The sequence below is a fragment of the bacterium genome, from assembly GCA_027622355.1.
Lineage (GTDB): Bacteria > UBA8248 > UBA8248 > UBA8248 > UBA8248 > JAQBZT01.
Window position 1 is genome coordinate 1 of the sequence record JAQBZT010000055.1, and the last position, 12152, is coordinate 12152.

The following is a 12152-nucleotide window of genomic DNA, read 5'->3' on the forward strand; positions in this document are numbered from 1 at the left end:
GCCGCGCAGGGCACCCTCCTCGCCCTCTACCACCGCGAAAAAACCGGGGTGGGCCAGGAAGTGGACGTGAGCATGCTGGACGGCCAGGTGGCGCTGCTCACCTACCACGCCAGCAGCTTCTTCGCCACCGGAAACGTCCCGCCCCGCCGGGGGAACAAGCACCCCTCCATCACCCCGTATGAAACGTTCTCGTGCCGGGACGGCTACTTCAACATCGGGGTGGGCAACGACAGCCTCTGGCAAAAGTTCTGCGGCGCGATGGGTCTCGGGGACCTCAAGGATGACCCCCGCTTCGCCGTGAACGCCGACCGGGTGCGCAACCGGGAGGCTCTGACGCCCATCCTCGATGAATTTTTCGCCTCGCGCACCGCCGCCGAGACGCTGGAAACCCTCCGCACGGCGGGGGTCCCCTGCGGGCCGATCAACGATCTGGCCCAGGTGCTCTCCGAACCCCAGGTCCTGGCCCGGGAGATGGTGGTGGACGTGGATGCGCCCGGTGCGGGGCCGACCAAGGTCACCGGCGTGCCCATCAAACTCTCGGACACCCCGGGCGGGGTGCGGCTGCCGCCGCCCGCCCTCGGTCAGCACACCGACGAAATTCTCGAAAACCTGCTGGGTCTTGACGAAGCCGCCCGCCGATCGCTCCGCGAGGGCGGGGTGGTCTGAGGTTGCCATGAACATGGAGCCCGTTCGCATCGAAAAGCCGAAATCGCTCAGCCAAGTCGTCGCCGAGGAGGTGAAGGAGGCGATCCTCAAGGGCATCTTCCAGCCCGGGGACAAGCTGGTCGAGACGAATCTCACCCAGTCGCTCGGGGTGAGCCGCACCCCGCTGCGCGAGGCCTTCCGCGAGCTGGCCGCCGAGGGCTACATCACCGTCATCCCCCACAAGGGCGCCTACGTCAGCCGCATCACCCGGGAGGAGGCCTACGATCTCTACATCATCACGAGCGTCCTCGAAGGGCTCGCCACCCGGCTGGCCACCCCCCATCTTTGTGAGGGGAAGGCGCGCGAGGAGTTCCTCTCCCTCTACGAGGATTTGAAGGCGCAGCACAAAAAAGGGAATGTGGACGCCTACTGGGCCGCCAACCGCCATTTTCACCAGTTCATCGCCGACGCCTCGGGCAACGAGCGGCTGCAGGGGATAATCGACAACCTGCGGCGGCAGATTCTGAAAACACGGGTGATCACCCTGAACTACCCCGGGCGGCTCGATGAATCCATGGCGGAGCACGAGGAGATCCTTCAGGCGATTCTTCGGGAAGACGGCCGGGAAGCCGAGCGCCTCGTCATCGATCACCTCGAGAAGCAGAGCCGCTTCGTGCTCGATCTCCTCCCTCCGGAGCCGGAAGAAGAATGAGCGACAAGGACCCCCTCCGCGCCAACATCGAGGACTTCTACCAGCGGGCGGCCGCCTACACCCACAGCCTCCCCGAATCGGAAGCCGCCTGGCTGGGGGGCGTGATCCGGCAGACCGGCTGCGGGGCGGGCGCGCTTCTTGTGGACATCGGCGTGGGCACGGCGAACGCCGCTCTTCCCTTCCTCGAGGCGGGCGGGCGCCTGCTCGGGGTGGAGGTCGCCGCCGCGATGGCGGAGAAGGGAAGAACCCGCCTCGACGGGATGGGCCTGGGCGCCGCGGCCGCTTTTTTTCTCGGGGACGGCCACCGGATTCCCCTGGCGGAGGGGTGCGTGGATTTCTCCATCTGCCGGAATGTTTTTCATCACATGCGGTCCCCGGCCGAGGTCGTCGCCGAGATGGTCCGCATCCTCCGGCCGGGCGGCCACATCGCCGTCATGGATCACTACGCGCCGGATGGGGCCGCCGCGCAGGCGGAAATCCACGTCATCGAGAAGCTCCGCGAGCCCTCCCTCGTCCACACCGTCTCGCTCGCGGAGTTCAGGGCCCACTATGCGGCGGCCGGGGCCGATCTCATCGAGGCCCACACAGAGAAGGAGCGCCTCGGCGCCCTGGAATGGCTCGAGAGCGGCCGAACGCCGGAGGCGAACATCCCGGCCGTTTTGGATGGACTCGAAAAGATGCGCGATTCAGGCGGCGGCTGGTTCGAGGCCGAGGGCACGCGCGGTGCCCTCGCCATCCTCCGCAAGCGCGCGTTTGTTTTGGGGAAAAAGCGGTAGAGGGGTCGTTTCATTGCTGATTTTCAGAAATTTTCCCTGTTTACGATTTGGCTTGAAAATCAACGGAATCTTTTCGTCCTTTTCAAACGATTTTGGTTGACAGATTAAAGCTACCTTCCATATTTTAAAGTGAGTTAAAAATGGACTGGAAATCTCCGGTCGGCACTGGGCTTCAGTGAACACCGGGGCTTTTCGCTTTTATGGGAACCTTTTTAGCCCATATCCACCCACAGAACCTGCTGGGGAACGACGGAATTTCGTTTGTATTATATCGTAGGCCCGATTTGGCTGACTGGGTTTTAAAATATGACGGCCAATTGGATGACTTGGAACAACAGTAGACACATAATCTCTTTTTCTAAAGATGCAAAAACAAAGAACAAAAACCGGATATTCAGGATCTATTGACACGAGCCCGTGGTCACCACTTTCATCTGCATAGATTATAAAATTACTAGGTAGTGGGTCAGTCTGCTTGTTTTTCTTGTCATTCCGAGCGCCGGAGGCGCGAGGAATCCGCTTTTCCACAGCAGATTCCTCAGTCGCTGCGCTCCTTCGGAATGACACCACGGGTCCATTGTGCAAACGGACCCACGACCGGAATTTCCCCCTTTTCGCGCACGGGGATTTCTTATAGAATCCCCTGTTGTTGAGAGGGAGTGTTTCCCCCCCATCGCCGCCATCTGCATTTTTTCTCGTGTCTCGCCGCCGGAAAGTGAGTGTCCCATGCGTGCGCGCTCTTCCCTCACGCGGCGCCAGCTCATTGCCTCGGGGCTTGCCCTCGCGGCCTCGGCCGCTGCGGCCGGCGCTGCGGCGGCGGCGAAATTGCTCCCCACCCCGCGCCAGACGCCGGGGCCTTTCTACCCGCAACGGATACCCCTTGAGTCGGACAACGATTTGGCCCAGGTCGGAGGAAGCGATCGCCCGGCGGCCGGCCAGCTCACCCATGTCTTCGGAAGGGTGGTGGACGAGGACGGGCGCCCGGTCCGGGGCGCGCAGGTGGAAATCTGGCAGTGCGACGCTTTCGGCTTCTACCATCACCCCTGGGACCGGAGAGGGGAGGCGGATCCCGCCTTTCAGGGATACGGCCGGATGACCGTGGGCGCGGATGGCGGTTTCCGGTTCCGGACGATCCGGCCGGTCCCTTATCCCGGAAGGGCGCCCCACATCCATTTCGGCATCCGCGGCGCCGGAATCGGCTGGATGACGACCCAGATGTACCTCAAGGGACATCCGCTGAACGCGGCGGATGGGCCGCTCAACAGCGTGGATGACCCGGCGGCGCGGAGAAGCCTGATCGTGGATCTTCGTCCCGCCTCCAATCTGGAAGCGGGCGCGCTGGCCGGGCGTTTTGATATTGTGCTGGGGCGGAATGCCTTTCAGCGCTGAATTTCCAGCAGTCTTTATCGTGAGAGAGGAATAAATGGCCAGGAAGAAAGTGCGTCAAAAGGGAAAAGAGCCGGTCCGCCGATCTTCGAAAGGGAGCGGGAAGATCGTTGCGATTGCCGCCGTGGCCGCGGTCGTTCTTTTCGCCGCATACAGCTGGTGGCAGGCCGCAGACGACAAGAAGAATTTCCAGAAGCTGGCCGCCGCCGGAAAGGGAGCGCCTTCCCGGGCTGAGCAGCTTCCCTCCCTCGGAAACGCCCATCTCCAGCCGGGCCAGGCGGGCTCTTATGCCGATCGCTTTCCCACTTCGGGGGCCCACGCGCCGAATTGGAGCACACCGGGATTTTACGATGCGCCCCAGCCGAAGGAGATGCTCGTCCATGCCCTCGAGCACGGCAACATCGTCATCTACTACGATCAGCCCGATCCGAAGACCCTCGGCGCCATCCGCGCCTGGACCGATCTCTACCGCGGCCAATGGGACGGCGTTATCGCCGTTCCGGCCAAGGGGTTGGGCGCGCGGGTCGTGCTGACGGCCTGGACGCGCCGCCTGGCGATGGACCGGTTCGAGCCCGCGGCCGCCGCCGCCTTTGTGGACGCCTACCGCGGGCGCGGCCCGGAGAATCCGGTCCGCTAGCCCGAACCTCCCCGCATCTTCTGCGCGGGCCTTTCCCGCTGGATGTGCGAGAGTGAGCCTGTCCCGCCCCAAAGGGGAGGGCCGGCGCGCGCGCGCCGGGCGGGCCGGGCTTCGAAAAGGGGGCCATTGCACGATACTGAAGGATAATGACGGTTTTTTTGCGCCGAGGGGAGAAGGCGCGAGCGACAAGGCCCCCCGCCGGTCTAGATCAGCTCCCGCTTTCCCTGCGAGAAGGGAAATTTGATCGTCAGGCAGCCCTCGTTCAGCAGCCAGGGGCGCACGATGAACTTGCGCGCCCCGCTCTTGTGCATGGGATCGGCGGCGGCAATCTCCCTGGCTTCCGCAAGAGAGTTCGCGCGGACGATGACCATCCCCTCGCCGGTCCAGTACTCCTCGTTGTCGTCCCAGTGGGGCCCGGCGCCGAACATGATCCCCTTCCGCTCGAGTTCGGCCTGATATTCGAGATGTTCTTTGAGATTTTCCATCACGGGGCCGAGTTCGCCCGTGGGGGTGGTGAAATAGACATAGAGCTGCATGTTCAGGTGGCCGTGTTCGGCGCTTTTCTGGCGGATTTCCTTCGCGGTGGGGATCGGTGGTCCGGACATCTTTTCCTCCATCGTGTTTGTGAACGCCTCCGCCGGGGGAAGCAGGCACCCCGGGGAAGGAAGCGAATTCGGGGCCAAGGATGGATACAGATTTATCCTACGGGAAATTGGCGCGGATTTGAAGCCGGATCGCCCCGCGTTGCCTTCGATTTGCGGGGATGGCATCCTGCCAGCGTCTCTTTTTGAGGGAGGTTTTCCGGATGCGTAGACACCACGACATGGGCGGCGAGGCGGAGTTGGCCCGGCTCGTCACGCGCGACTGCATGATCGGCGTCGCTGTGCCGCGCGTTCCGGCAGGGCAGACATGAGCGAGGCCGCCGCCGATCCCTTGAAGGGCTACCGTGGCAAGGCCCGCGCGGTACTCGAATCCTTCGGCGTCCGCGTCTGGAGCGAGGTGGACGCCGAGACCACCCGCGGGAAATTCCACGGCATCATCCTTCCCCGGGCCGAACAGGCGGACGAGCACCACATCGTCCTGAAGCTCCTCACCGGCTACAACGTCGGCGTCGCCGCCGAAAATATCCTCCAGATGAAAGAGGTCGGCTACCGGGAGGCGAACTACCAGATCCCGGAGAAGGAATTTCCCAAAGATCCGGCCAAGCCCAACGTCACCCTTCTGGGGACCGGCGGCACCATCGCGAGCCGTCTCGATTACCGGACGGGCGCCGTCATCCCCGCCTTCGCGCCGGGGGAGCTCTACGGCGCGGTGCCCGAGCTGGCGGACATCTGCAATCTCGACACCATCAAGCTCTACGGCATCTTCAGCGAGAACATCGGCCCCGAGCACTGGATCGGCACCGCGCTGGCCATCGAGAAAGAGCTCGAAAAAGGGGTGGACGGCATCGTTATCGGCCACGGTACCGACACGATGCACTACACCGCCGCCGCCCTGACGTTCATGGTGCAGGATCCGCCGGTGCCCATCGTGATGGTCGGCTCCCAGCGATCGAGCGACCGGCCGAGTTCGGACGCGGCCCTGAACCTCATTCACGCGACCCAGGCCGCCGCGACGGGGCAGATCGCCGAGGTCATGGTCTGCATGTTCGGGCCGACGAGCGATGCGTACGCGCTGCTCCACCGCGGGGTGCGGGTGCGGAAGATGCACAGCAGCTACCGCTCGGCCTTCCGCACGCTGAGCGATGTGCCGCTCGCCAAAATCCAGGGCGAGACGCTGACCCCCATCAAGGAGGACTGGCGCCCCCGCGATCCGGCGCGAAAGCCGCGCATCCGCGCCTGCTTCGAGGAAAAGGTCGGGATACTCTACTACTACCCCAACATGCAGCCCGACGTGCTCGAGGGGTTCATCGAGAACGGCTACAAGGGGATCGTCATCGCGGGGACGGGTCTCGGCCATGTGAACAAGCCGCTCTATCCGGCGCTGGAAAAAGCGCGGGACGCGGGCATCCCGATGTTCATGACGGTGCAGACCCTGTGGGGTTTCGCGCAGATGTACGTCTACGATACGGGGCGGGACATCCAGGAGCGCGGCGTCATCCCGCTGGCGAACATGCTCCCCGAGGTGGCCTACGTGAAGCTCGGCTGGGCGCTCGGCCAGACGGGTGACCCCGCGGAGGTGAAGCGGATCATGCTGGAGCGGGTCTCGGACGAGATCACCGATCGGGAGCCCCCGAACGGCTATCTGATCCTCCAGGGCGGGCTTCCCGAGGTGGATGATTACCTAAAGAAATATTGGAAGTAAGATAACCTAAGTAATTGTTTTTAATTAAATAACTATCCTTGTCGCGTTTGCCATTTCTGGCGAACCCGCTCCCCGATCTCCTGTCCGCCGCGCCTTCCCCGGACTTCCTTCATCACCAAGCCCATGAGGTAGGCGAGGCGGTTCTCGTCCGCGGGATTGTGCATGGGGTCCGCCCCGTGGGCGGCGATGACTTCGGCCACCAGCTTTTCCAGCGCCTCATCCGCCAAGGGGGAGAGATTCAGGGCGCCGAGCGCGGCTTCGAGACTTTCTCCACCTGCCATTTTCCGGAGAAGCGCGGGGATGGCCTCGCGGCCGAATTTTCCATCTTGAAATGCTTGAAAAAGCGTGACCCATCCATCATCCGTGATGGCGGAGAGGTCCGCCTTCTTGATTGATTTGGCGGTGTGGACCAGGGTGCAGCCCGCGAGAAGGGGAGATGCGCCCGTTTCGGCCACGATGCGATCGAGCAGCGCCCCTCTGGGAGAAAAGGCGAGGGTGCTTACCACATCCTCCGGCAGCTTCCAGGAGAGGTAGCGGGTTTCGCGCTCCCAGGGCGGCTCGGGCATGGCCGCCTCGATGCGGGCGAGATGCGCCTCCTCGATGGGGATGAGGGGCAGGTCGGTGTCCGGGTACATCCGGTCGGAGCCCGCGAGGATTCTTTCGAAGTCCGTTGTTCCGTCCCCCAATGATTGTCGCGTTTCGTGGGGAATCTCCACGGCGGCCTCCCGCAGGCGGATTTCGATCTCCTGCACGGCGGTCCGAAGGTCGCCCTCGGGCCCGAACGCCACGAGGAGGGCGTCTTCATCCTTGGCGCCGGTGGCGCGGGCTGCCGCCTCCCAGTCGCGATCGCTCAGGATTTCCGGCCGGCGTGGATCGGCGGCGTCCCGGCAGAAGAGAATGGGGTTCTGATCGAGGCAGGCGATGACGCGCACCCTTCCCGCGACATCCCGCAGGAAGGGGATGCTTGTGTCCTCCGGCCCATCCTGGAGGTGCCAGCCGAGGATGCCCACGAAGCGGGGGACCCGTATCGCCCAGACTTGGTGACCCCGGGCACAGGCCTCCCGGAGGATGGGATCTTCGATTCCCTCCGCCGGGAGGGGGGCCGGCTGCGCCGTGACATCGTCGGGTCCGATGCCGCGCTTTCGGAGTTCCTCGCGGATCTCAAGCAGCCCCTTTTGCCGCAGGGCCTCGTTGTGGGTGAGCTGCCGGAAAGCCGAGAGCTGCGGCACGCCCTTGATTTCGACCCGCGGCGCCCCCTCGATGCTGACGTTCACGTCCTGGCGGACCGAGCCGATGCCCCGCCGCACTTTCCCCGTTGCGCGCAGCAACTGGCCGATCCGCCGGCCGACATCCACGACTTCATCGGGCGTCCGCATCTCCGGGTAGGTGACCACTTCGAGCAGGGGCATTCCCAGGCGGTCGGTGCGGAAGGTGATGCGGTGTCCCTCGTCGGCGACCTCGCGGCACGAGTCCTCCTCGAAGCTGATCTGGATGACGGGAACCTCCCGATCCCGCAGGGGGATTTTTCCCTCCACCCCGACGATGGCGGTGCGCTGGAAGCCGGTCGGGATGCTCCCGTCGAGGTACTGCTTCCGCGTGATGTGAATCTCCCCGACCACGCTGCAGCGAAGCAGAAGCGCCACCTCGAGCATGATGTCGATCACGCGTGGATCGGGCGGAAAAGGAGGGGTGTCGTCCATTTCGTAGGTGCAGACGGTGTCGTTCCGCACCTGGTAGACGACTTCCTTGCGGGTCTTGAACTCCATGAGGGCGGCCCGGTCGTACACGCCGAGTTCGGAGAGGGTCGGGCGCATGTGGCGGAGCACTTCGGCATCGAAATCGGTGGAATAGCGGCCCGCCGGACAGCGGCAGTAAAGCTTCCGGGCGGTCAGCAGCTGGTAGTGGACCTCCAGGCCGGAGCGGAAGCCCAGCGCGTCGTAATCGAGTTTTGTCATGCAATCCCAACCGAAATAGGGCCCCGGAATGTGCTTCCGGGGCGGTGAAAACAGCCGCGATTTTATGCCGATGAGCGCCCTGATCTCAAATCCCTTTCGGGTAATGGGAAAATCCGCGAACCCAGCCGGAATTCCGGGCCCCTTGGCTGGGGAAATGCCAAGAATGGGAGCGTTACCATGAAAGAAAAATATTATATTAATTTGTATATTTCAAGAATATATTGTAGAATATATTAATTCAATTATTTTAATTAAAGGAGTGCGCGATGCCCCAAACACGGGTCATATGTGTGGTTCGGGAGGCAGAGGAGGTTTTGGCGCATCTGGCGAAGCGTGCTGAAAATAATGGCGAAGCTGGAGAAAGCGACGGCTTTCTCCGCGCCCAGGCCTCCCTCATGGCAGTGCGCTTCGCCCTGGAGGGCGACACGCGGCTGATGGAGATGTTGACCCGAGGGGAGATTCCTTGTCCAAGATGCTTCGGCCGAGGGAAACTTTTCCCCTAGGCGCATCGTCGTTGTTTCCCTCCCGGGGACGGCATTCCATTTCAGATTTTTTCGTTTTTCCCAGATGATTTTTCCGGAGAGCAGGGAGCGAATAAAGATGGGACGGTGCGCGGCTTGCCGGGTGCTGGCCGGGGGTGTGTTTCTTGAAAGCGGTTTCCCGTCGAAACTATCTTTTCCCAGCAAAGGGAATATCCCCCTCGGCAAGATCCTGGGGCAAGGGGGAGAGCCGGGCCGGTAGCGCATCCGGCGGCCGATTCCGAAGAGCTTGATCATCGCGAAACCCGCTTGCGCCCCGCGTTCTTCCTGGGCCACTATCCGGATTCATCGAAAAACAGCCATCATGCATGTCACAAAAAGGAGGGGGTTAGAGATGCCCAAGATGACCGGTGCGCAGGTTCTGGCCGAGATGCTGAAAGGCTATGGTGTCACACACGTATTCCTGGTGCCCGCGGTGCTCCGCCGTTCGATGGCCGAGATGGAGGAGCGGACCCAGATCGCGCGCATCCAGACCCACGGAGAAAAATCCGCCGCCTACATGGCGGACGGTTACGCCCGCGCTTCGGGCCGGCCGGGTGTCTGCATGGCGCAGGTCATCGGGGCGATGAACCTCGCGGCGGGGCTTCGCGACGCCTATCTCGCCAAGTCCCCGGTACTGGCCTTCACCGGCGGCCGCGTTCCGAAGACGAAATTCCGCAAAGTTTACCAGGAAATCGACGATGTGCCGGGCTTCGAAAAGGTCACGAAGTTCAACGCGACGGTAGACGATGTTTCCCGCTTTCCAGACATGCTGCGCCAGGCCTTCCGCGTGGCGACGACCGGCACGCCGGGGCCGGTGCACCTGCAGTTCGCTGGGAACGAGGGGCAACTCGACACCGGCGAGGCCGACATGGAGATCGTTATCGAGAAAGAGTTCGCCCAGCTTCCTCCCTTCCGCCCCGCCCCCGAGGCGGGTTGCGTCCAGGCGGTGGCGCGGCTGCTGGAGGCCGCGAAAAAGCCCATCATTGTGTCGGGCGGCGGGGTGCGCGCCTCGGGCGCCGCGAAGGAGTTGGTGGCGCTCGCCGAAAAGCTGAATATCCCGGTCGCCACCTCCCTCACCGGGAAAGACACCATCCCCGGCAACCATCCCCTCTCGGTGGGCGTCGTGGGCACGTATTCGAGAAAAAGCGCGAACCTCACCGTCAATGCGGCCGACCTCGTGTTCTTCGTTGGATCAGAGACGGGCGGCATGACCACACACTTCTGGAACGTCCCGCCCATCGGGACGCCGGCCATCCAGCTCGACATCGAACCCGAGCAGCTTGGGCGCAACTACCCCCTCAAGGCCTCCATTCAGGGCGACGCCAAGGTTTCGCTCCAGATGCTCATCGAGGCGGCCGACGGCGGCACTGCCGCATCGCGCAACGCATGGGTTAAAGAGGCACAGGGCATCGTCAAGGCGTTCCGGGACGAGTTCGCCGATCTGATGAATTCCGATGCCGTTCCCATGCGGCCCGAGCGCATCTGCAAGGAGCTGAGCGCGTCGCTCCCCTCGGACACCCTCGTTCTGGCGGACACCGGCCACTCGGGCATGTGGATGGGCGGCATGTTCGATCTGATGCACCCGACGCAGAGCTACATCCGCAGCTTCGGCCACCTGGGCTGGGCCTTTTCCGCGGGCCTCGGGGCGAAGTGCGCCGTGCCGGACCGCCCGGTGCTCACCTTCACGGGAGACTCGGGCTTCTGGTACCACATCGGCGAGATCGAGACCGCCGTCAGGTGGAAGATCAACGCCGTCACCCTCGTCAACAACAACGCTGCCGGCAACCAGTCGAAACGCGGTTTCGATAAAGCCTACGGCGGCAAGCAGACCGAGCAGGCCCGGGAGCTCTGGACGCTCAGCGAAACCAACTTCGCCAAGATCGCCGAGGACATGGGGGCGCTGGGCATTCGCGTCGAGAAGCCCTCGGAACTCAACAGCGCACTGCAGCGGGCCTTTGAGGCGAACCGCCCGGTCGTCATTGACTGCGTGAGCGACATCGAGGCGATGGCGCCGCTCGCGGTGGAGTAGCCGGAAGGGCGGCGGGGGAAGGGGAAGGAACCTCGATGCGCGGGCACACCCCGATTGAAGCGGACGTGATCGTCATCGGCTCCGGCGGGGCCGGGAGCGAGGCGGCGATCCACGCGGCCCAGGCGGGCGCCAAGGTCCTCATTCTGGACCGGGGCACCTTCGGCAGAAGCGGCGGCACCATCACCGCCGGGCACACCTGCACTGCCGCCGTCGGCGAGGACGACAGCCCCGAACTTCATTTCCGGGACACGGTGATCGGCGGCCACTGCGTGGCCGATCAGCGGCTCGTCGAGATTTATGCCCGCGAAGCCCCCCTCGCCCTGAAGGAGCTGGACGAGTGGGGCGGGGGCCGCACCTTCCGCAAGGACGCGCAGGGGAGGTTCGATCTCGTCTGGCCCCCCGGCGGCCACTCGCGCAAGCGCTCGGTGCACTACGGCTTCATGACAGGTCCGCGCATCATGTGGGCGCTCCGAAAGGAGATCGACCGCCTCCAGATTCCCTGGATGGAGAACGTTCTCGTCACCCGCCTGCTTGTCGAGGATGGCCGGATCGCCGGCCTGACCGGCATCGACTGGAAGAGCGGCGAGGTCCGGGTGTTCCGCTGCAAGGCGGTGGTCCTCGCGGCGGGGGGATTCTCCGGCCTCTGGCCTTTCCGTCATACGACGAACACCCTCGAGACGGCCGGCGATGTCCACGGCATGGCTTTCCGGGCCGGTGCCGAGATGGTGGACATGGAGTTCATCCAGTTCGTCCCCTGTCAGGTGGACCCCCGGCTCACCCACATCAACCCCACGCTGACGAACTTTCCCGGCTGGCGGCCGCGCATCCGCGAACTCGGCCAGTTCCGCAACGCCTTGGGGGAGGATTTTCTCGCCAAATACGACGACCTCCGCGCCTGGAACACCACGCGCGACATCCGTTCCTACGCCATCCGCAAGGAGGTGCTGGCCGGGCGCGGCTCTCCGCACGGGGGCTGCTTCATGGATCTCACCCCTGTCCCGCCCGACGTGATGGAATATGAGTTCAGCGCCTTTCAGGGGGGCGCCTCGGTGCCGCGCAGCTACAAGAAAAAGTGCGAGGCCATCGGCTTCGATCTCTCGAAGGAGCCGATGGAGGTTGGCGCCAAGGCGCACTTCACCGGCGGCGGCGTACGGACAGACACCCGCATGATGTCGAGCATCGAGGGC

The 12152-nt window shown here is 63.8% G+C and carries 10 protein-coding genes and 1 pseudogene; 8 read left to right on the forward strand and 3 right to left on the reverse strand.

Features of this window, described 5'->3' with window-relative positions; translation table 11 throughout:
• The 3 genes from O2807_05045 to O2807_05055 all read left to right on the forward strand — a co-directional run.
• Positions 1-666, forward strand: a 666-nt coding sequence (locus O2807_05045) for a CaiB/BaiF CoA-transferase family protein (protein MDA0999870.1), incomplete at its 5' end; no start/stop codon positions are given.
• A gap of 7 nt (positions 667-673) precedes the next feature.
• Entirely contained in the window at positions 674-1357 is a 684-nt protein-coding gene (locus O2807_05050) for a GntR family transcriptional regulator (GenBank protein ID MDA0999871.1), read from the forward strand.
• A complete protein-coding gene (locus tag O2807_05055) occupies positions 1354-2133 on the forward strand; it encodes a class I SAM-dependent methyltransferase (GenBank protein MDA0999872.1) in 780 nt (259 codons plus the stop codon). Before O2807_05050 ends, O2807_05055 begins: the two co-directional genes overlap by 4 nt.
• Before the next feature lie 324 nt (positions 2134-2457).
• Here O2807_05055 and O2807_05060 read toward each other — a convergent pair.
• Positions 2458-2580: pseudogene (locus tag O2807_05060) on the reverse strand (DUF3800 domain-containing protein).
• Between the two features lie 279 nt (positions 2581-2859).
• On the opposite strand from O2807_05060, the gene O2807_05065 reads away from it, so the two are divergent.
• Together O2807_05065 and O2807_05070 are read left to right on the forward strand one after the other, a co-directional pair.
• Positions 2860-3522 carry a protocatechuate 3,4-dioxygenase gene (locus tag O2807_05065; GenBank protein MDA0999873.1) on the forward strand — a complete coding sequence of 221 codons (663 nt, stop codon included), beginning with the start codon at positions 2860-2862 and terminating at the stop codon, positions 3520-3522.
• A 34-nt stretch (positions 3523-3556) separates the two neighbouring features.
• Positions 3557-4156 (forward strand): DUF3105 domain-containing protein, encoded by a 600-nt coding sequence (locus O2807_05070; GenBank protein MDA0999874.1) that lies wholly within the window; start codon positions 3557-3559, stop codon positions 4154-4156.
• A 203-nt stretch (positions 4157-4359) separates the two neighbouring features.
• Here the strand turns inward: O2807_05070 and O2807_05075 are convergent, their stop codons facing one another.
• The gene (locus tag O2807_05075) at positions 4360-4761 is read right to left on the reverse strand and encodes a YciI family protein (protein ID MDA0999875.1); all 402 of its coding nucleotides are present in this window, start codon (positions 4759-4761) and stop codon (positions 4360-4362) included.
• Between the two features lie 304 nt (positions 4762-5065).
• Here O2807_05075 and gatD point away from each other — a divergent pair, with 304 nt between their 5' ends.
• Positions 5066-6460, forward strand: a complete 1395-nt coding sequence (gene gatD / locus O2807_05080) for a Glu-tRNA(Gln) amidotransferase subunit GatD (GenBank protein MDA0999876.1) — start codon at positions 5066-5068, stop codon at positions 6458-6460.
• 32 nt (positions 6461-6492) lie between these two features.
• Here the strand turns inward: gatD and gatE are convergent, their stop codons facing one another.
• Positions 6493-8415: a Glu-tRNA(Gln) amidotransferase subunit GatE gene (gene gatE / locus O2807_05085; GenBank protein MDA0999877.1), complete on the reverse strand. Its 1923-nt coding sequence runs from the start codon at positions 8413-8415 to the stop codon at positions 6493-6495.
• A gap of 873 nt (positions 8416-9288) precedes the next feature.
• Here gatE and O2807_05090 point away from each other — a divergent pair.
• The gene (locus tag O2807_05090; GenBank protein ID MDA0999878.1) at positions 9289-10965 is read left to right on the forward strand and encodes a thiamine pyrophosphate-binding protein; all 1677 of its coding nucleotides are present in this window, start codon (positions 9289-9291) and stop codon (positions 10963-10965) included.
• A gap of 35 nt (positions 10966-11000) precedes the next feature.
• On the forward strand, positions 11001-12152 hold a 1152-nt coding region (locus tag O2807_05095; protein ID MDA0999879.1), incomplete at its 3' end, for an FAD-dependent oxidoreductase.

Bases quoted from the DNA above. Each gene is read 5' to 3' on its own strand.
- gatD (MDA0999876.1), top strand. From the start codon at position 5,066: ATGAGCGAGGCCGCCGCCGATCCCTTGAAGGGCTACCGTGGCAAGGCC.
- O2807_05065 (MDA0999873.1), top strand. From the start codon at position 2,860: ATGCGTGCGCGCTCTTCCCTCACGCGGCGCCAGCTCATTGCCTCGGGG.
- gatE (MDA0999877.1), bottom strand. From the start codon at position 8,415: ATGACAAAACTCGATTACGACGCGCTGGGCTTCCGCTCCGGCCTGGAG.
- O2807_05090 (MDA0999878.1), top strand. From the start codon at position 9,289: ATGCCCAAGATGACCGGTGCGCAGGTTCTGGCCGAGATGCTGAAAGGC.
- O2807_05070 (MDA0999874.1), top strand. From the start codon at position 3,557: ATGGCCAGGAAGAAAGTGCGTCAAAAGGGAAAAGAGCCGGTCCGCCGA.
- O2807_05055 (MDA0999872.1), top strand. From the start codon at position 1,354: ATGAGCGACAAGGACCCCCTCCGCGCCAACATCGAGGACTTCTACCAG.
- O2807_05050 (MDA0999871.1), top strand. From the start codon at position 674: ATGAACATGGAGCCCGTTCGCATCGAAAAGCCGAAATCGCTCAGCCAA.
- O2807_05075 (MDA0999875.1), bottom strand. From the start codon at position 4,761: ATGTCCGGACCACCGATCCCCACCGCGAAGGAAATCCGCCAGAAAAGC.